Origin of the sequence: Photorhabdus sp. CRCIA-P01, from assembly GCF_003545805.1 — a bacterium.
GTDB lineage: Bacteria > Pseudomonadota > Gammaproteobacteria > Enterobacterales > Enterobacteriaceae > Photorhabdus > Photorhabdus antumapuensis.
This window is the reverse complement of the sequence record NZ_NMQR01000020.1, coordinates 1-19,666: the sequence shown is the minus strand read 5'-3', so window position 1 is coordinate 19,666 and position 19,666 is coordinate 1. Positions and strand designations below refer to the sequence as shown.

At 40.3% G+C, this 19,666-nt stretch carries 16 protein-coding genes; 7 read left to right on the top strand and 9 right to left on the bottom strand.

The features are described from left to right. Window positions 1-198: 198 nt before the first annotated feature. A complete protein-coding gene (locus D3222_RS13215) occupies window positions 199-1,416 on the top strand; it encodes a serine hydrolase (protein ID WP_118986591.1) in 1,218 nt (405 codons plus the stop codon). A 287-nt stretch (window positions 1,417-1,703) separates the two neighbouring features. Here D3222_RS13215 and dusA read toward each other — a convergent pair whose 3' ends face one another. The 3 genes from dusA to D3222_RS13195 form a co-directional block, all read right to left on the bottom strand. Further along, complete coding sequence (gene dusA, locus D3222_RS13210; protein ID WP_232832514.1) at window positions 1,704-2,684, bottom strand: tRNA dihydrouridine(20/20a) synthase DusA; 981 nt, start codon at window positions 2,682-2,684, stop codon at window positions 1,704-1,706. A 577-nt stretch (window positions 2,685-3,261) separates the two neighbouring features. Next, on the bottom strand, window positions 3,262-3,687 hold the full coding sequence (locus tag D3222_RS13200) for a tail fiber assembly protein (RefSeq protein WP_118986589.1): 426 nt from the start codon (window positions 3,685-3,687) through the stop codon (window positions 3,262-3,264). Window positions 3,688-3,689: 2 nt separating this feature from the next. Further along, window positions 3,690-4,526, bottom strand: coding sequence for a gp53-like domain-containing protein (locus D3222_RS13195; protein WP_118986588.1), 837 nt, complete (start codon window positions 4,524-4,526; stop codon window positions 3,690-3,692). A gap of 500 nt (window positions 4,527-5,026) precedes the next feature. Between D3222_RS13195 and D3222_RS13190 the strand changes: the two genes are divergently transcribed. Beyond that, the gene (locus D3222_RS13190; RefSeq protein ID WP_232832513.1) at window positions 5,027-6,217 is read left to right on the top strand and encodes a lactate oxidase; all 1,191 of its coding nucleotides are present in this window, start codon (window positions 5,027-5,029) and stop codon (window positions 6,215-6,217) included. A gap of 201 nt (window positions 6,218-6,418) precedes the next feature. Here D3222_RS13190 and D3222_RS13185 read toward each other — a convergent pair whose 3' ends face one another. Further along, window positions 6,419-7,561 (bottom strand): DUF1266 domain-containing protein, encoded by a 1,143-nt coding sequence (locus tag D3222_RS13185; RefSeq protein WP_118986587.1) that lies wholly within the window; start codon window positions 7,559-7,561, stop codon window positions 6,419-6,421. Window positions 7,562-7,905: 344 nt separating this feature from the next. Between D3222_RS13185 and zur the strand changes: the two genes are divergently transcribed. After that, a complete protein-coding gene (zur, locus tag D3222_RS13175; RefSeq protein ID WP_118986585.1) occupies window positions 7,906-8,418 on the top strand; it encodes a zinc uptake transcriptional repressor Zur in 513 nt (170 codons plus the stop codon). A gap of 159 nt (window positions 8,419-8,577) precedes the next feature. Here the strand turns inward: zur and lexA are convergent, their stop codons facing one another. Both lexA and D3222_RS13165 read right to left on the bottom strand, forming a co-directional pair. Continuing rightward, complete coding sequence (lexA, locus tag D3222_RS13170) at window positions 8,578-9,183, bottom strand: transcriptional repressor LexA (protein WP_118986584.1); 606 nt, start codon at window positions 9,181-9,183, stop codon at window positions 8,578-8,580. A gap of 119 nt (window positions 9,184-9,302) precedes the next feature. Then, on the bottom strand, window positions 9,303-9,674 hold the full coding sequence (locus D3222_RS13165; protein ID WP_113026562.1) for a diacylglycerol kinase: 372 nt from the start codon (window positions 9,672-9,674) through the stop codon (window positions 9,303-9,305). A gap of 129 nt (window positions 9,675-9,803) precedes the next feature. Between D3222_RS13165 and plsB the strand changes: the two genes are divergently transcribed. Then, window positions 9,804-12,260, top strand: a complete 2,457-nt coding sequence (gene plsB, locus D3222_RS13160) for a glycerol-3-phosphate 1-O-acyltransferase PlsB (protein ID WP_118986583.1) — start codon at window positions 9,804-9,806, stop codon at window positions 12,258-12,260. A 49-nt stretch (window positions 12,261-12,309) separates the two neighbouring features. Here the strand turns inward: plsB and ubiA are convergent, their stop codons facing one another. The 3 genes from ubiA to pgi form a co-directional block, all read right to left on the bottom strand. Beyond that, entirely contained in the window at window positions 12,310-13,164 is an 855-nt protein-coding gene (ubiA, locus tag D3222_RS13155; protein WP_198672811.1) for a 4-hydroxybenzoate octaprenyltransferase, read from the bottom strand. A 34-nt stretch (window positions 13,165-13,198) separates the two neighbouring features. Next, window positions 13,199-13,705: a chorismate lyase gene (gene ubiC, locus D3222_RS13150; protein ID WP_118986581.1), complete on the bottom strand. Its 507-nt coding sequence runs from the start codon at window positions 13,703-13,705 to the stop codon at window positions 13,199-13,201. A 313-nt stretch (window positions 13,706-14,018) separates the two neighbouring features. Next, the gene (gene pgi, locus D3222_RS13145; protein ID WP_118986580.1) at window positions 14,019-15,665 is read right to left on the bottom strand and encodes a glucose-6-phosphate isomerase; all 1,647 of its coding nucleotides are present in this window, start codon (window positions 15,663-15,665) and stop codon (window positions 14,019-14,021) included. A gap of 299 nt (window positions 15,666-15,964) precedes the next feature. Here pgi and lysC point away from each other — a divergent pair, with 299 nt between their 5' ends. The 3 genes from lysC (at window position 15,965) to D3222_RS13130 (ending at window position 19,385) form a co-directional block, all read left to right on the top strand. Further along, complete coding sequence (gene lysC, locus D3222_RS13140) at window positions 15,965-17,350, top strand: lysine-sensitive aspartokinase 3 (protein ID WP_118986579.1); 1,386 nt, start codon at window positions 15,965-15,967, stop codon at window positions 17,348-17,350. 611 nt (window positions 17,351-17,961) lie between these two features. Further along, entirely contained in the window at window positions 17,962-18,186 is a 225-nt protein-coding gene (locus D3222_RS13135) for a phosphopantetheine-binding protein (RefSeq protein WP_118986578.1), read from the top strand. Beyond that, window positions 18,183-19,385, top strand: a complete 1,203-nt coding sequence (locus D3222_RS13130; protein ID WP_118986577.1) for a D-alanyl-lipoteichoic acid biosynthesis protein DltD — start codon at window positions 18,183-18,185, stop codon at window positions 19,383-19,385. Before D3222_RS13135 ends, D3222_RS13130 begins: the two co-directional genes overlap by 4 nt. The last annotated feature ends 281 nt before the right edge of the window (window positions 19,386-19,666 follow it).

Below are 19,666 nucleotides of genomic sequence, written 5' to 3'. Positions count from 1 at the left end.
TCAATAAAATAAATCCACTTAGGTAAATAGAATTCATGGGTAGATTCATATCCGGTAGTTTTTGGCTATAAGGAATAAACCAAGAAATGGAATAGACGTGCCGTGTTTGAATTTACAGAGTTTCAGGACTAAACGTTTTCTAAAGTTCAAATAAAATAGATTGGCTTAATAATTTTATAATAGACATTTGGTTTTTTTATGAAAGATATCACCTTTTTTACATGGAAAGTCCAGTTTGCGGCTACATTTTTACTGTTTCTCAATGCTCCATTCATTCAAGCTGAAGAAGCTCTAGCAACTCCACAAGTGGACTCACAAGCTTGGATCTTAATGGACTACAACAGTGGAAAAGTTCTGGCGGAAGGTAATGCGGATGAAAAGATAGATCCGGCGAGCCTAACTAAACTCATGACCAGTTATGTTGTAGGACAAGCACTTAAGTTAGGTACAATTCATCTGACCGATACTGTAACCATTGATAAAAATGCTTGGGCTACAGGCAATCCTGTTCTACGCGGGTCTTCTGTCATGTTTCTTAAACCTGGGGACAGGGTTTCAGTGAAAGACCTTAACAAAGGGATTGTTATTCAATCCGGTAATGATGCCTGTGTTGCACTAGCTGATTATATAGCTGGCAGTCAGGACGCATTCATAAGTCTTATGAACGGCTATGGACAAAAAATGGGGCTTAACAATACAACGTTTAAAACAGTGCATGGTTTAGATGCTCCTGGGCAATTTAGTACAGCACGAGACATGGCATTGTTAGCTCGCTCCCTCATTCATGATGTCCCGGATGAATATGCAATTCATAAAGAGAAAGAATTCACATTTAATAAGATTCGTCAATACAATCGTAACCGACTGTTATGGAACAGCAACCTCAATATAGATGGCATGAAAACCGGAACTACCTCTGAGGCCGGTTATAACTTAGTTGCATCAGCAACCTTGGGTGATATGCGCTTAATTTCTATTATTCTGGGAGCCAAGACGGATTCTGTTCGTTTCCAGGAATCAGAAAAACTTCTGACATGGGGATTTCGCTTCTTTGAAACAGTGACACCTATTAAATCTGAAGATACTTTTATTACTCAACGGATATGGTTTGGAAATAAAAAAGAAGTCAAACTCAATGTGGGTAAACAAGGTTCTATTACCATACCTCGTGACCAACTTAAAAAATTAAAAACCAGCTATATTCTTAATACCCCTCAGATTACTGCCCCAATAAAGAAAGACCAGGTAGTCGGCACCATAACATTTAAGATTGGCAGTAAAACCATTGAGGAAAGACCACTTATTGTAATGGAAACGATTGAAGAAGGTGGATTCATTAGCCGTATGTGGGATTTCGTCTTGATGAAAATATACCAATGGTCTGGCATTTGCTTTACTTGCTCCATAAATAGCTAATGCTTTTTTTGAATTTACATCAATACATTACGTTTCTTAGCTTAAAATTTTTTCGATGGCTATTTAAGATCATCATTATCTTAAATACCTCAAGCCAGTTATTTAATATTTAATCACATATGTAAGGCCCGGTATGAGATCTAAAGAATATTTTTAAACTTCAGGTCTCAACCATTTTACTTTCCATAATGATACAATGAAAAAAATAATTGGTATCTTAGGTGACATTGGGCCAGGAGCTGTAGGTGGCACGGATAGAATTCTTATAGCAGTAAAACGAGCGGATATTACATCCGCTCAGTCACCATAGCTAACGCCTGTTCCACAACAGAAATATCCGCGCCCGATTTGTGTGCATTCTCACTAAGATGACGACGCCACTGACGCGCCCCCGGAATTCCTTGAAAAATACCTAAAATATGGCGGGTAATATGACCCAGATATGTTCCTTTTGATAGTTCTTGCTCTATATAAGGATAAAGTGCTCTTACCACTGCAATAGTATCAACTACCGGAATTGAAGCATCAAATAATTCATGATCAACCTGTGCCAGAATAGATGGATTCTGATAAGCTTCACGCCCCATCATAATTCCATCTACATGTTGTAGATGCTGTTTCGCTTCTTCCAACGATTTAACACCCCCATTAATAGCAATCATCAATTGAGGGAAATCTTTTTTCAATTGATAAACTCGTGGGTAATCCAGCGGTGGGATCTCACGGTTCTCTTTTGGACTCAAACCAGAAAGCCACGCTTTACGGGCATGAATGGTAAATATATTGCAGTCACTACGTTGCACAACAGTATCAATAAAATCACACAGGAATTGGTAACTGTCTTGTTCATCAATACCAATACGGGTTTTAACTGTCACCGGCACATTAACCACATCCTGCATGGCTTTGACGCAATCAGCGACCAGTTCAGCTTCCCCCATCAGGCAAGCGCCAAAACGACCATTTTGTACCCGATCAGAAGGACAACCGACGTTTAAGTTAATTTCATCATAACCACGTTCCTGCGCAATCTTCGCACAATGCGCCAACGCCTGCGGATCACTACCACCCAATTGTAATGCTATCGGATGTTCTTCTTCGCTGTACGCCAGATAATCGCCTTTACCATGAATAATCGCGCCGGTTGTCACCATTTCGGTATATAACAGCGTTTGCTGACTTAATAAACGATGGAAATAACGGCAGTGACGATCTGTCCAGTCCAACATCGGGGCAACGGAGAAACGGTTAAGGCTATATTTAACCATTTCTTGATCTTTCCCACTGAATTTAAAAGTTTTTTCAATTTCTTTATTTTGGTGCATTTCAATATATTTTAGGCTATTTTCGGTTTATCGGTACACCATACTCAATGGTGTACTGGCATCCTAGAGGTGAGTAATGGCCTATTATAACATAGTGAAACGCCCTCACGCTGATGGCACTATCAGGTATTGTTGACAATTGACATAAAGAAGTATTGCAGGTGATTTAATGTATAACCGTACAGGTTGCTATCAGGAATATTTTGGGGAACGCGGGGAGTAAGTTTACTACTTTAGTATAATTAAATCGACTAGGACGTGACGTTCAGATTGTGATCGGGAAACCGCGCCGGACACCCGGTAGCCTTAAAGTCGTTTTTTCTTAATACAACTTTCACAATAGCCTAATCTTCTGGGCTATTTTTTACCTGCCGTAAACTTAGAAATAATCACGATAAAAATAAAAGATAACAAAAATAAAATTAGCTTACAGCAGATAATTAAGAATTAAATTTGAAACCAAATATCCCCCCCAATCAAACAGGTCAATTGGGGGGTGAATTAAAAAAATTGCGTCTATCTATCCCTCTGGTTTTTCCGGCCAATCAATATCCATTACCTGTGAAACATCTATCCGATTCAGTATTACCCTGTATTCTTTCCATGCCAATAAAGCTATTTTCTCTGCCTCAGTCGCAATACCTAAATCAACAGCATCTTGCAGTGGTGCAATTTGATTTGTTGCCTCAGCCATTAATTGTTGCTTCTGATATTCAGCATATTGCCGTAATTCATCTTTCGTTGGCGGAGGAATATCTGCCCATTCCGGCAAACCGTTTTTATTTGCTACACGGTGTTTTCCTTCTGGCCCATTATTAGCAGCATATTCCTGATAAATATCATTACTGACTTCTATAATGTCATCCGGCAATGAACCAGCAGCAATATAATTTTTTCTCAATTCTACCGGGTAGAATGCATTCGCTTTTGCACTGTAATAATACATAATTAATATCCTATCGCTATCCAAAAGAATGGGCTATCCCATTTGGCATTTACCCAAGAATTTAATAAATCGAAAGATGAATCATCAATGATATTTACATAGCCAACAGACGCACCCATAAGACCTAATTTACTTTGAATAGGATTAATATTGATGGTGTATTGCGTATTGGAAAAACTAATTGGCAATCGAATACGTTCTATACGGCCAGCATCAATGACCTTAGTACGCCCCCATTGATAGATAACTCCTGTATCTCCACATCTCCACCAACCATTAATCGCTTTACTGGCACTATTCCGATTACCTTTGGCATTAACTTCATTGTCTACTTCTTCTTTTGTGTATACCCCGATATCCACGGCATCCAGATCAATATCCTCGGACAACGCCTTACCATTCACCTGCCGGATATTGGGTACTCTGCTATTAATACTTTCACTTAACGAAATTATTATTTCCTGGACAAGCTTTTGCGTGACTGCCAGCGTATTACTATCACCAAGTGCATCTGTAAGTTGAATAACACCTTTTTGTGTTAATGAAGCACTTGGAATCTCTGTTAAAGCTTTTTGCTCTAAAGCGATATTTAATTGGGTGGCGAGCTTGTCTATATCGCCATCATCCAAAACATCATCACTACATTGTGTAGAGATAAAATTAGCCACCACCGATGATATCGTTGACGATTGACGCAAGACCTTATTTAATAAACCAATGGAAATAATATTGGGGGGAATTCCCGTATTCAACTCCTGACTTTCTTCATATTCTCCTTGAGAAACAACATTAGCATCCTGACTAATAGAAAAAGCTTTAAAGTCATTTTTATTACTCATGAGTTCTCCTTAAGGAAAAAACTGATATTTTCATTAAATAAGACTCTTAATTAATGAAAATTTAAATATCCAACTGATCATCGTATATAATTTTTAGATTGCACTTCAATAATAGTCTTTTTCTGACAAGGAATGATGAAATATTTTTATAACTTAGAGAAATTAATTATTTTATTATAGTTGATGATGTTAATAGAACAATACCTGAAACCAAATGTATACCTAAGCTATTCATTTACATTCAGCATCCGAAAGACCCTCTATTTGAACTATTCCCCAAAAACTCAGGTAAGCAAATAAGATAAGCCACCATACTTTAATCTGAGTTTTGTGATACTGCTCTCACAACAAAAAACCGCCAGTTCCAATAGGATTGATCAGCTTATAAAAACATTCTTGAGGATTTATTAGCTTGAATTATTCAGAATAGGTCTATTCTTAATATGTGGACAGATTCTATTGTCAATACTTATTAAACCTACTAAGTAAGGAAGAATTATATGCCATCAAGAAGAGACGTCATAGTTGGAGGATTAAGTCTTGCTGCTGCCGGTACGCTATCCGCTGTATCCTCAGCCAACGCTGCAACTGCTAACATAAAACTGACAGGAGCCTACAAAACAAATAGCGCAGAAAAATCCCTGGATATTATTAATCTTTATGACTTGGAAGAAGAAGCACGTAAATTGATTCCTGCGCCCCAATTTGGCTATATCAGCGGCGGTTCAGGTGATGAATGGACTCTACGTGAAAACACCAGAGCCTTTGACGATTTCCAAATTATTCCCCGCTATCTCGCAGGAGTAAAAGAGCCTGACACAACAACCGAATTGTTCGGCAGTAAAGTGGATATGCCTATCTTCATTCCCCCAATGGCAGCACATGGGCTAGCTCATACGACCGCTGAATTGGGAACCGCGAGAGGCGCTGCCGCTGCCGGTGCCCTGTTTACTGCACAAACTCTGTCTAATTCATCTCTTGAAGAGATAGCCAAAGTGAGTAACGGCCCCAAATGGTTTCAAATTTATTTTACCAAAGATATGGGTATTAACCGTGAACTGATACGCCGAGCCAAAGCTATGGGGGCAACCGCAATCGTCTTTACAGTCGATTTAGAGTGGAGTGGTAACAGAGAAACAGATAAACGTAATAAATTTGTTTTCCCACGCTCACTGCCATTCCCTAATATCCCCGGCGTTCCCGTAGGGGCAGCATTATCAGAGATTACAGCGCTATTTAAACGGGATCTTGATTTCAATGATTTGGAGTTTCTTGCCAAAGAATCGGGCCTTCCAATCATCGTGAAAGGCATTCAATCTGCCGAAAATGCTAAAGAGTGTGTTGACCACGGGGCCGCAGCGATTCAAGTTTCTAACCACGGTGGCCGACAGTTGGATACTGTCCCGGCAGCAATCGCTTCATTACCAAGCATTGTTGAAGCTGTTGGATCTAAAATTCCAGTCTATCTAGACGGAGGCATCCGCCGCGGTACCCATGTGTTTAAAGCTCTCGCATTAGGTGCCAAGGCTGTCGCTATCGGTAGACCCATTTTGTATGCGCTGGCATTGGGTGGAGCACCCGGCGTAACTTCCATTTTAAACCTACTTAAGGATGAGCTGAAACTTAGCATGAAGCTGGCAGGATGCGCAGCCATTAAAGATATAGAGAGAAAATTTATTAGTTTGATTTAACCAATGAACTAATAAAGCAAATATTGGCCCCGTTTCATTTGCAGCAGGTGATTTCAGGAAACGGGGTAAATTATGTTAGCTTTAGAAATAATGGCTCCCATAATGAAAAATCCGTTCTCTCACTTTGCACCATTATTTCCTATTATTAATTACTTACTTCCCCTTGAAATGTTCTTCAAGGGGAAACATTTCATGTAAATATTAATGCAGTATACGAGACGCTGACAGCTCGGTAATATCAAATTCATAACTTTGTTGTTCTTCCATGTTGCCGCGTAAAACATCTTCTACTAATGCAGAAAAACCCGTCATCATCTGCCTTTCCATAATAACGCCTTTTGGTTCAGGCCACGGCAAACTAGCAATTGGCCAGTCACAATGTGACTTATAATAATTAAATTGCTCCAGCCGCCCTTTAGCCCGGTCAAAATCATTACTCCAGTAAGCATTGCCTAGCCGAAAGTTGGTATAAAACTCATCAAAACCACCGAAGATTTCATAAATATAATCAGCCGTTTTCAGCATATTTTTCCATGCGACTTCTTCACTGATATAACCGGCACAAAAACAGTTACGACTTAAAACGATTGCAAGCCACAAATCAAATCCCCACACTAATTCAGGTGGACGTCCATTAATAGGTTTGGAACATTTATGAATATAGTCAGGTGTTACTTCAACTAATTTGGCAAGTACTTTAAACATTTTTCCATCACTAAGAGCGACATCAACAGCAAAATGTTTTGAATGTACTCCCTCCCACAAACCCGTTAGCATTTTCATATACCCTTCTTCATCAATAATTCCCCAATCGCTGTATAATTGGGATTGATGTTCCTGGGTCGGAGATAATGGAAGCAGACAGTAACGATAGCTATCATGGGCAACCCGTGATTGTAGAGGATAATGCTCTAGCGTTTCACTCCAAAAACCTAGCCAATAGTCACTAACAATATTTAACCGCAATACTTGACGCTTCTCTTCTGGTAAAAGAGATAAACCTGCTTGTTGATAATAACGCCGTTGTTCCCATTCAGGACGCTTAACAATGCGATAAATAATAACCGAGAGTAACATTACTCCGAATAATGCTACACCGCCTACTTGTGCCAGAAGTAAATAGTCGGTATCTGGGACAAATACATTACCTATTATAAATAAAACAATTGCTACAGATAATACAATACCCATACATACCGCAATTACAAATAAAATATTAATCAACGCATATAATGCACTTAGAAAAGGTAACTTTCTTTTTTCATAGATAATATGCTTCATTACCTGATAGCCTTTAACAGGGAACTGTCTATAATGAGGCTGATTTTGTAAAAGCTCTTTCATCACAAATGCTTCCTTTCCGAAAATTATCTGCCATATACGATAATTCTTGTCTGTATTATCATAAACTTCAAGGAAACATTATTTTTGCTACTGAGTACCAATTTAGCCAAATTAACTCCATCAGGGGACAATCGCAATGAACTTTGCTGGATAATATTTTCTATTGAAGAAACATGATATACCTAATAGATTTCGAGTTGCAGTGCGGCGGCAAGTGAACGAATCCCCAGGAGCATAGATAACGATGTGACTGGGGTGAGTGAAAGCAGCCAACAAAACAGCAGCTTGAAAGATGAAGGGTATAACATCACAATATTATCATCGTACTGGTTGTAAGAGGCGCAATGAAATTGATTAACCAAAAAAAATTACTGGAACAGGCCGAAGTTATTTGCCAGGCTCGTGGAGTCCGCTTTACTCCACAGCGGCTTGAGGCTCTGCGGCTAATTTCAGAGCAACCCGGGGCAATCAGTGCTTATGATTTACTGGATTTGCTACGGGAAGCAGAACCACAGGCTAAACCACCTACCGTATACCGGGCGCTGGAATTTCTGTTGGAACAGGGTTTTATTCATAAAATAGAATCCACCAACAGTTATGTCCTATGTCACCATATTGAACAACCAAGCCACACCTCAGCAATGTTTATTTGTGACCGTTGTGGTTCTGTTACAGAGCGAGATGGTGGAACCGTTGAATCCGCCATCCAACAGTTAGCAAAAACAGCCGGGTTCAGTTTACGTCATACCGTCATCGAAGCGCATGGCTTATGTTCACCTTGTGAAGAGATCGAATCCTGTACTAAACGAGATCAATGCCAGCATGACCACAGAATTGAAGGAAGTAAAAAGAAATAAATAGTAAGTAGATACTTACTTTTGGCACAGAGTCAGGCTGGAATAAACAACCGCAGAATCACGTTTAAGATAATCACAACGATAAATTCAACAACATGATTCTGCCGGAATATTGCAATTCTTTAACAATCTCAAAAACAACAATTTGATATTTTACTATCAGGACCAGTTGCCGTTACGAATCACCCCAACCGCCAATCCTTCAATTGTCAGGCCCTGTTCACGCAAATCCACCACAATTGGCTTAAATTCGGGGTTTTCCGCCAGCAATTCAACTCTATTTCCAGTCTGTTTAAAACGTTTTACCGTCACTTCATCTTCAATGCGGGCAACAATAATCTGCCCATTACGAACATCTTGTGTTTTATGCACAGCCAGCAGATCACCATCCATAATCCCAACATCTTTCATAGACATTCCGCTGACCCGCAACAGGAAATCCGCACTTGGCTTAAACAATGCAGGATCAACCTGATAATGACTTTCAATATGCTCCTGTGCCAACAATGGTTCACCTGCGGCTACACGGCCAATTAACGGTAAACCAGATTCTTCCAACAGCAAACGGATACCCCTGGATGCCCCTGCAACAATCTCTATCACCCCTTTACGAGCCAATGCTTTTAAATGCTCTTCAGCCGCGTTAGGTGAACGAAAACCAAGACGTGCTGCAATTTCAGCACGCGTTGGTGGCATACCTGTTTGCGAAATATGGTCACGCACCAAGTCATAAACTTGCTGCTGCCTGGCGGTAAGTGCTTTCATTTCGTCCCCTGTTTGTTTATACAGTCAATATGTGAGTATATACAGCTAAATAACGATTGGGAACCTACCAGGGTAGAAAATCAGCCAATTATAATATAATACCTAACTATTAAACCAAATCAGGCCATAAAATAGCGCCAAAGGATGGTCCCCCAGACAATTAATGACAACATCATCGTCAGAAAGACAGCCGCCGATCCCATATCTTTCGCGCGACCGGACAATTCATGGAACTCACTGCCAATACGGTCAACAACTGCTTCAATAGCACTGTTCAGGATTTCCATAATCAACACCAGCATCACTGAACCAATCAGTAAAATGCGCTCAATGGCGCCGATATCCAGATAAAATGCAACCATCATAGCCAATATCGCTAAAATTATTTCCTGACGGAAAGCCGCTTCATTTTGCCATGTCGCCCTAATGCCCTTCACCGAATATACAATTGCTTTAATGATACGGGCCAAGCCCTTGGATTGATTCGCCATAAATTATTCACACCAAATATGAGGTTATTTGACACTTTCCACTCTTATTATTGCCTTAACACAACAGATCTCAACACCCGTTTCTGATATGCTGGCAACGTGTTGCTAACAAGAGGCTTTAAGATATTTATGTCAAGTTGGCGTAAAATATATTACAAATTATTGAATTTACCACTAAAAATACTGGTAAAGAGCAAACTTATCCCCACAGATCCTATTACTGAATTGCGGCTCGATACGACACGCCCGATTCTGTACGTGCTGCCGTATCACTCCAAAGCAGACTTACTGGCATTACGTCAGCAATGTCTTGAGCAGGATCTGCCGGACCCATTAAATTCACTGGAGATCGGTGACACTGAACTTCCCAGCTATGTCTTTATCGATAATGGCCCACGTGTATTCCGCTATTGTGCACCAAAGCAGGAATCCGTAAAAATTTTCCATGCTTATCTGGATCTGCATCGCAATAATCCAAATTTGGATATTCAAATGCTGCCAGTTTCTGTCATGTTCGGCCGTTCCCCCGGACGTGAAGGGCAGAGCACCCCACATTTGCAGCTACTCAATGGTATCCAAAAGTTCTTTGCCATTCTCTGGCTAGGCCGAGATAGTTTTGTGCGCTTTTCGAACACAGTATCTCTACGCTATATGGCAACTGAGCATGGCACTGACAAGACTATTGCCCATAAGCTGGCTCGTGTGGCACGAATGCACTATTCACGTCAACGCCTGGCAGCCGTTGGCCCACGCCTGCCGGTTCGGCAAGAGCTGTTTAACAAATTGCTGGCTTCAAAAGCAATAGAAAAAGCAGTCTCTGATGAGGCCCGTACCAAGAAAATCTCACATGAGAAAGCCCGACAGAATGCCATTAACATGATGGAAGAGATTGCTGCGAATTTCTCTTATGAAACGGTACGGCTGTCAGGCCGCGTACTAGGTTGGACCTGGAACCGCCTGTATCAAGGGATCAATGTTCACAATGCTGAACGCATCCGCCGTCTGGCACAGGATGGTCACGAACTGGTTTATGCGCCCTGCCACCGTAGCCACATGGATTATTTGCTGCTCTCCTACGTGCTCTATCATCAGGGTTTAGTACCGCCCCATATCGCCGCTGGCATCAACCTGAATTTTTGGCCAGCAGGGCCAATATTCCGCCGCCTTGGTGCATTTTTCATCCGCCGCACGTTCAAGGGTAATAAACTCTACGCCACGATATTCCGGGAATATCTAGGTGAGTTGTTTGCCCGAGGTTATTCTGTTGAATACTTTATGGAAGGCGGGCGCTCCAGGACAGGTCGTCTACTCGATCCCAAAACGGGTACGCTGTCCATGACGTTACAGGCGCTGTTGAGAGGCGAATCACGCCCAATTACTATTATTCCGATTTATATCGGCTACGAGCATGTGATGGAAGTTGCCACCTATGCCAAAGAGCTACGTGGTGCAACCAAAGAGAAAGAGGGCTTTTTCCAGATGATACGCGGTTTGCGCAAACTTCGTAATCTGGGGCAAGGCTATGTGAACTTTGGCGAACCCATCCCGTTGATCCAATACCTTAATAATCATGTTCCTAGCTGGCGCGATTCTATTGATCCAATAGAATTCCATCGCCCCGAATGGTTCAATCCGACAGTCAGTCAACTGTCCGGGAAAATTATGGTAAACATCAACAACACGGCGGCGGCTAACGCCATTAACTTGTGTTCAACTGCCCTGCTTTCATCACGTCAGCGAGCACTCACTCGTGAGCAACTGCTTGAGCAACTGGATTGTTATCTACAGCTCATGCACAATGCGCCCTACGCTGCCGATGTCACTGTACCAAAGAAAGCCGCGGAGGAGTTGCTAGAACACGCTCTGCAAATGGATAAGTTCGAGGTAGACAAAGACAGTATGGGCGACATTATCATTCTGCCACGTGATCGTGCAGTTTTGATGACCTACTACCGCAACAATATTCAACATCTATTAGTACTGCCATCACTGATTGCCTGCATCGTTATTCATCATCGCCGTATCAGCCGCGAAGCGTTGTTAAGCCAGGTCGCGATCATTTATCCACTACTTAAAGCCGAGCTGTTTATGCGTTATAGCAAAGCAGAGCTGCCAGAAGTGGTTAATACGCTGCTCAACGAGCTGACCCGCCAGTGCCTTATCTGTAACAAGGAGCATGGCATGCTGGTGCTTAATCCAGCACGTATCCGCCCCCTGCAATTGCTGGCAGCCGGTATCCGTGAAACACTGCAACGTTATGCCATCACACTCTCTTTACTGAACGCCAACCCAGTAGTCAGCCGGGGAGTGCTGGAAAAAGAGAGTCGGATGTTAGCGCAACGTTTATCTGTATTGCATGGCATCAACGCACCTGAATTCTTTGATAAGGCGGTGTTTACTACGTCGGTAAATACGCTGCGCGAAGAAGGTTATATCAGTGACAGTGGTAATGCGATTACAGCAAATACCCAAGAGCTGTATCAGGTATTAAGTGAACTAATGTCACCTGAGATTCGTCTTACTATCGAGAGTGTCAGTTTGCCACCAGAGCATAACGATACCGAAGAGAGTGCCAAGGAAGGATAATCTTCTGAATACTGGTGATAATGGTTATTTATCATTATCACCAGATGTTTCAGACATAGCTAAAGAAGATGCCAAGGAATAGCACCAGACCAACGTAATTATTATTAAGGAATGCCTGGAAACAAAGTGTTCTTTCCCGGTCGGCAATCAGTTTCTGCTGATAAATAAATAGTGTGCCCGCAAGCAACAGTGACCAATAGTAGATACCACCCAGATTCATCAGATAACCCACCAGCACCAGCACCAGTAACATAGCGAGTTGTAATAGCCCTATAATCAATTTATCAAAACGACCAAACAGGATAGCGGTGGATTTAACGCCAATTTTTAAATCATCGTTTCGATCGACCATGGCATACTGTGTATCATAAATAACCGACCAGAAGATATTAACCAGGAATAATAACCAACACTCTAGTGGTAAGGACTCACTAACCGCAGCAAATCCCATAGGAATCGCCCAACCGTAAGCTGCCCCTAGTACAAACTGAGGAAGATGACTAAACCGTTTAACAAAGGGGTAAAACCAAGCCAGAGCCAACCCAACGACTGACAACCCGATCGCCATTTTATTCAGGGTTAGAACCAGACCGAAAGAAATCAGCGCCAGTAGGACAAACAGGATCTTGCTCTCTTTCTCACTAATAGCACCGCTAGGCAGGGGACGTGCTTTTGTGCGTTCAACATAACCATCAAATTTTCTGTCAGCAAAATCATTAATCGCACACCCCGCTGCACGCATCAGAAACACACCAGCAGTAAAAACCAATAATATGTGCATATCCGGGATACCTTTACCGGCCATCCACAAAGCCCAGAAAGTCGGCCACAACAACAACAATGCACCTATAGGTTTATTAATACGCAATAAACGGCAATAGGCCAGCCATTTACTTTGCGCCATACTTCCCGCCACTTCTGTTTCCCCCTTTTAAATTTTACCTTTTGTATACTGGTGATTCAGGTAAAAAGACTTCGGTTAATAATAACGGCTTGCCGGATAACCTCAGCAATGATCGCCTTGCCCAACGGTTCCACTGTTGCCCCACATGAATATAGTCCCGCGTCAATTTATTACCACTAAAAAGATATCGTCCCAGTGGGACTGTTCCTAAATCAACCAAACTTTCATCAGGGCCGGTTAATGTTGTTTCGGGGATTAACGTCCGCCCCAATAGCCAGGGGATATTATCACCGCACAGTACGATCTCACGCAGCCAATATCTTTGGCTAGTTAGCAAACACTCACTTTCATCAGAAAGTTGCTCCGCGGTAATAAAACATTCTCTGAACGGTATGATACGCACACGGTTACAATATTGCTCAAAACGGCGGGTCATTGAGCCCAATTCCATCAACCAGTCTAAAACCTCATCAGGCAAAACGGGCGAATCCGCCGAAAGCCACTGAATAGGCACCGTTGTTAATATTGAGTCAGTTGACATACGCTTTTCCATTAGGACAAATTTCTTTTATCCGACAGTACAATTGATCACCGCAGAGAATACCACGTTGCAGGTATACAGAATAAAAAGTTATAACAAATTCTATACCCTTCATCTTTCAAGCTGCTGCTTTGTTGGCTGCTTTCACTCACCCCAGTCACATCGTTATCTATGCTCCTGGGGATTCGTTCACTTGCCGCCGCGCTGCAACTCGAAGTCTATTAGGTATATAAATATTGTTGACCAAAAATAAGCGAATTATGATGAACATAATTCGCTCATATCAATTAAGTTTCTGATTCAGAATAAGTGACTAACGCCATGCTTTAAAACGGTTAATCAACCCATTTGTCGAGCTATCGTGGCTGACAACCCTATTATCATCCTTAAGTTCTGGCAAAATACGGTTAGCCAATTGCTTACCCAATTCAACTCCCCACTGGTCAAAAGTAAAGATGTTGAGAATCGCCCCTTGCACAAATATTTTATGTTCATACATGGCAATCAACGCCCCCAAGCTAAATGGGGTAATTTCACGTAACAGAATGGAATTAGTCGGGCGATTTCCTTCAAACACTTTAAAGGGTGCAACATGTTCAACTTCAACCGCAGTTTTACCACTAGCGACAAATTCAGCATCCACCTGCTCACGAGATTTACCAAAGGCTAATGCTTCCGTCTGAGCAAAAAAGTTGGATAACAATTTGCTGTGATGGTCACTCAATGGGTTATAGCTGATGGCTGGCGCAATAAAATCGCAGGGGATCAATTTAGTTCCCTGATGAATAAGCTGATAGAACGCATGTTGACCATTCGTTCCAGGCTCGCCCCAGATGATTGGGCCGGTTTGGTAATCCACTGGGTGACCATTGCGATCGATATATTTACCATTGGATTCCATATTGCCTTGCTGAAAATAGGCAGCAAAGCGATGCATGTACTGATCATATGGCAGAATCGCTTCAGTTTCCGTGCCAAAGAAATTGTTGTACCAAATACCAATTAACGCCAGCAATACCGGAATATTCTGCTCAAATGGGGTATTGACAAAATGCTGATCCATTGCATGTGCCCCACTAAGCAATTGTTCAAAATTTTCAAACCCAACAGAGAGTGCAATAGACAAACCAATCGCTGACCACAACGAATAACGGCCACCAACCCAATCCCAAAACTCAAACATATTTTTGGTATCAATACCAAATTGCTTAACTTCCTGTCCATTGGTGGAAAGCGCCGCAAAATGCTTCGCAATATGCCCTTCATCACCGGCACTTTTTAGGAACCAGTCACGGGCAGAGTGAGCATTGGTCATCGTTTCCTGGGTAGTGAATGTCTTGGAAGCAATCAGAAACAGCGTCGTTTCCGGGTTAAGTGCTTTCAGGGTCTCCGCAATATGGGTGCCATCAACATTAGAAACAAAATGCATATTCAAGTGATTCTTATAAGGTTTCAGCGCTTCCGTCACCATATAAGGGCCAAGATCTGAACCACCGATACCGATATTCACAACATCAGTAATCACCTTACCGGTATAACCTTTCCACTCACCATTAATCACGCGCTCACTGAAATCTTTCATTTTTGCCAACACCGCGTTGACCTGCTGCATAACATCTTCCCCATCAACCATAATCGGGGCGTTGCTGCGATTACGTAGAGCAATATGCAATACAGCGCGATCTTCGGTACGGTTAATTTTTTCGCCAGAAAACATACTGCGAATAGCCCCGGCAACATCCGTCTCTTTAGCAAGTGCCTGTAGCTTTTCTAATGTCTCGGTTGTGATGCGATTTTTTGAAAAATCTACCAGTATCTGGTCATCGAACGTCATTGAGAACTTAGCAAAACGATTTTGGTCCTGTTCAAACAATTCACGTAGGTGAATATCCTTTATCCGTGCAAAATGCTGTTCTAATGCTTTCCAGGCTGAGGTTTGACTAGGATTAATATTTTTCATGGCTATGCACTCTATTAATTGACTGTAATTAATTGGAAGTAAAGAGAGATTGTAACCTGTAATTCTGTGATTGGAGTCTCCTTTCCTTTAATCACTGATATTGGTCAAAACGATTAAGTTTTTCTAGTTCTATTTGCCTGTGCGTATAAAAGACAATCACTTCTCTCTACTATCCTCAATTTATTTTATGATTCTCATAGTGTCATGAAAGATATTGATGTAGCTCTTCACTCCGTTGACTCAAACCGGTTAACCCGATATTTCTAAAAAGACTATCCAGTTAACAGAAGGTTATCGCAATGAGTGCTGTTTCATCCCAATGCCCAGAAATTGGCGGGCATGTAGTCGCAAAATTTGGTGGTACCAGCGTGGCAAATTTCGATGCCATGAATAGCAGTGCAGATATCGTACTGGCAAATAAAGCAGTACGTGTGGTTGTACTGTCTGCTTCTGCCGGTATAACCAACTTATTAGTTGCATTATCGGAAGGCTGCCATGCAGATAAGCGGGCTGACTACTTGAAACAGATCCACTCCATTCAATACGCAATTATTGATCGTTTGTATGAATCCGAGACGATTCGTCAAGAGATTAATCGTCTACTGGAAAATATTAAAACCCTTGCTAAAGCCGCATCTCTGGCAACCTCTGCGGCTCTGACAGATGAATTAGTCAGCCACGGTGAACTGATGTCCACACGATTATTTACCGAACTGCTTCGCCAGCGTGGTAAAGATGCCGAATGGTTTGATATACGCAAAGTGATGTATACCGACAATAGTTTTGGCCGTGCGGAACCAAACCATGAACAACTGCAATCATTGGCAACGGAACATCTCTTACCACATCTGAAAAATAGCCTGGTTGTCACCCAAGGCTTTATTGGTCGTGAAGAGAACGGCCGTACCACTACACTGGGGCGCGGTGGCAGCGATTATACCGCGGCACTTTTAGGAGAAGCCCTTGGCCTGAAACGCGTTGATATCTGGACAGATGTTCCGGGCATTTATACCACTGACCCACGAGTCGTTCCAACTGCCCAACGAATTGACAAGATTGCCTTTGATGAAGCGGCGGAGATGGCAACATTTGGCGCCAAAATCCTACATCCGGCAACCCTGTTTCCTGCTATTCGCTGTGGCATTCCAGTATTTGTCGGCTCTAGTAAAGACCCACAGGCCGGCGGTACGCTAGTTTGCGATACGACAGCAGCCCCACCACAGTTCCGCGCTATTACCCTGCGCCAGAAACAGACATTACTGACACTACACAGCCTGAAAATGCTGCACGCACAGGGATTTTTGGCTGAAATATTTACCATTCTGTCACGTCATAATATCTCAGTGGATTTAATATCCACCTCTGAAGTCAATGTGGCATTAACACTCGATACCACTGGCTCCACTAGCACAAATGGCTGTCTGCTGACCAATGCACTGATGACTGAGCTTTCGACACTGTGTCGGGTTGAAGTGGAAGAAGATCTAGCGCTGGTGGCAATTATTGGTAATCAACTTTCTCAAACCAACGGATTAGGAAAAAAGGTTTTTAGTGTGCTGGAAAGATTTAATCTCCGCATGATCAGTCATGGCGCCAGTAACCATAACTTGTGTTTACTTGTTCAAGGCAAAGATGCGGAACAAATTGTTCAAACGCTTCATCAGCGTTTATTTGAGTCAATATAGTTTTTCAGGTCCTGATATCCCTCTCCGTCAAAAGGCTGAGGGGGATATTACGGTCAATCCATCATTTGACTTATCAATGAGTAATTGTGTAGGAATATCTATACCAGTCCCCATTTTAAAGACTCAATAAATATCTTCTTCTAAAATGAACAGAAATAGCCTATTTCTAGAATAAAAATGACGGCTACTGCAAGGTTAAATAGATTTTCATGATAGTGAGGCTCTTTATGTTTTAGACTTCAGTGTGATTGGGTTAGTACTTTCACTCACACATTTAATTATATTGAGGGATGGTAAACCATAGGAGATTTTTTAAAAAATATTATTTTCTCATTTATTAGAAAATTGTGCATAAAGCAATCATATTATCTTGATAAAAAAAAGACTATCAATTAGTATTCATCACGATTAAAACTGAGGCATTGATATTCCATACTGTTTAATAACATATGTAAAATCAATCAAATGAGCTAAAGGAATAACAGTTATATTAGCAAGCAAATACGCTTTAGCTTGTGCGGTAGCTATTACTTTTTTCTAGCCATAAAGCAGTATCTATTATAAATATCAATAAATTATATAAATACAATCTTGGCATAAAAGGACAATATATGGAAATTGAACAGAAAGTATTATCAATAGTCAACAAAATTGCCAGAAAAAATGTTGAATTAGATGATGAACTTTTGAAGAAAAATTTAATAGATTCAATTACTACAGTAGATCTTATCCTGGAATTACAAGAGGAGTTCGATTGCTACATATCAGCCACTGATGCAGAATCTATTCTCGAAACCCCTAAGTCAATTATCAATTATTTGAACAACTTGAAATGATGTTAAAAAAAATATCTATTAATATTACAGCGTTATTATTCGCAGTAATTATTTTTTCATCCATCATAGTATTTATTAATAATTTCAATTCGAAAATATTAGAATACAAATATATCAAAGACGATAATAAATCGAATAACTATATACCTACGATTACAGATCAACACAATACTATTGATTTCTCAAAAGAAAAATCACTTGAATATGGATTTAAAAATAATCATGTCATTTTATTTGGATCTTCTGAATTAACAAACAGAGCACATAAATTCATTCCATATAATTTTTTAACAAAAAATTTAAATATTCCTACCATAGGTATTGGCAAAGCTCATTTTGAATTATTAGCAATTTATGGTTATTTATCAGCTTATCAAGAATATTTAAATAAAGATAGTAGAATAGTCATTATTCTATCTCCAGGATGGTTTGAAAAAACAGATCTGTTACCACAAGCATACAATTCTCACTTTCCATCATATATCGCAAATAAACTCGCAAATGATAAAAATGCAAAAAATATATTTTCCAACTATCTCCATGAAAACAAAAATAACTTTGAAAATTTAAACGCTACCCAATTAAAATTAATTCATAAAGACAATACAATAGTGTCATCAGTTGCAAATATTTTAAATTATATAGCAGATGCAAGAATAAACATCAAAAATATAATAACCAACAATCATGAAATTAAATCTGATAATATTTATGTCCTTCATGAAGATCCTTTAACGAAAAAACAATTTAAAATTGTCAATACCGGAGTTCAATGGCTAAATCTAGCTAACGATGCTAAAAATATTGAACTTAGAAATATGAGTAAGGAGACGCAATGGGTAAATAAAAAATATTATGAAAAATATGTAAAGGATAAAAAAAGTAAAAAAGCATTCCCTAATGGAATCAATTACAGCAAAGAAATGAACGCCCTTGACAATATATTGAGTTTATTGACGAAATATAATGTAGATGCTCTGTTTATTATGCAGCCATTAAATCCTTATGTATACACCGATACAAATGATTTTAATCCCGTTGAAAATATTATATCAGAGAAAATAAAATTTCATGGCATGGGATATTTAAATCTTATTGAAGAACAATATCAGCCAGGAGTATTAACTGATATTATGCATATGGGGGAATATGGTTGGTTATTAACTGATAAAGCTATCGTGGAGCATTTTACTAAATGAAATATTTTATAAAAGCTTTTTTATTATATCTTTTTCTAATGTTTACCTTATTTTATCATTCTGATTCTATCGTCAATGGTAGCAGTGAAGTTAAAGTAAAATATGAGTATCAGCAATTTTAGAATAAAAAAGGCATAAGAAAACATGTTTGCAAATTTTAATTTTTTCATTTATCTATTTTCAATCTCATGTGTTTTTTCTTTATTTTTTCTATTTTTTAATAAAAAAATCAATTTTAAAGTTGCATTGAGTTTATTTTCTATTATTTGCTGGTGTATTAT

Excerpts from the sequence above, each read along its gene's own strand:
- pgi (WP_118986580.1), bottom strand. The coding sequence starts at position 15,665 with ATGAAAAATATTAATCCTAGTCAAACCTCAGCCTGGAAAGCATTAGAA.
- lysC (WP_118986579.1), top strand. The coding sequence starts at position 15,965 with ATGAGTGCTGTTTCATCCCAATGCCCAGAAATTGGCGGGCATGTAGTC.
- ubiA (WP_198672811.1), bottom strand. The coding sequence starts at position 13,164 with ATGGCGCAAAGTAAATGGCTGGCCTATTGCCGTTTATTGCGTATTAAT.
- dusA (WP_232832514.1), bottom strand. The coding sequence starts at position 2,684 with ATGGTTAAATATAGCCTTAACCGTTTCTCCGTTGCCCCGATGTTGGAC.
- D3222_RS13185 (WP_118986587.1), bottom strand. The coding sequence starts at position 7,561 with ATGAAAGAGCTTTTACAAAATCAGCCTCATTATAGACAGTTCCCTGTT.
- lexA (WP_118986584.1), bottom strand. The coding sequence starts at position 9,183 with ATGAAAGCACTTACCGCCAGGCAGCAGCAAGTTTATGACTTGGTGCGT.
- ubiC (WP_118986581.1), bottom strand. The coding sequence starts at position 13,705 with ATGTCAACTGACTCAATATTAACAACGGTGCCTATTCAGTGGCTTTCG.
- plsB (WP_118986583.1), top strand. The coding sequence starts at position 9,804 with ATGTCAAGTTGGCGTAAAATATATTACAAATTATTGAATTTACCACTA.
- D3222_RS13200 (WP_118986589.1), bottom strand. The coding sequence starts at position 3,687 with ATGTATTATTACAGTGCAAAAGCGAATGCATTCTACCCGGTAGAATTG.
- D3222_RS13190 (WP_232832513.1), top strand. The coding sequence starts at position 5,027 with ATGCCATCAAGAAGAGACGTCATAGTTGGAGGATTAAGTCTTGCTGCT.
- D3222_RS13195 (WP_118986588.1), bottom strand. The coding sequence starts at position 4,526 with ATGAGTAATAAAAATGACTTTAAAGCTTTTTCTATTAGTCAGGATGCT.
- D3222_RS13135 (WP_118986578.1), top strand. The coding sequence starts at position 17,962 with ATGGAAATTGAACAGAAAGTATTATCAATAGTCAACAAAATTGCCAGA.
- D3222_RS13215 (WP_118986591.1), top strand. The coding sequence starts at position 199 with ATGAAAGATATCACCTTTTTTACATGGAAAGTCCAGTTTGCGGCTACA.
- zur (WP_118986585.1), top strand. The coding sequence starts at position 7,906 with ATGAAATTGATTAACCAAAAAAAATTACTGGAACAGGCCGAAGTTATT.
- D3222_RS13130 (WP_118986577.1), top strand. The coding sequence starts at position 18,183 with ATGATGTTAAAAAAAATATCTATTAATATTACAGCGTTATTATTCGCA.
- D3222_RS13165 (WP_113026562.1), bottom strand. The coding sequence starts at position 9,674 with ATGGCGAATCAATCCAAGGGCTTGGCCCGTATCATTAAAGCAATTGTA.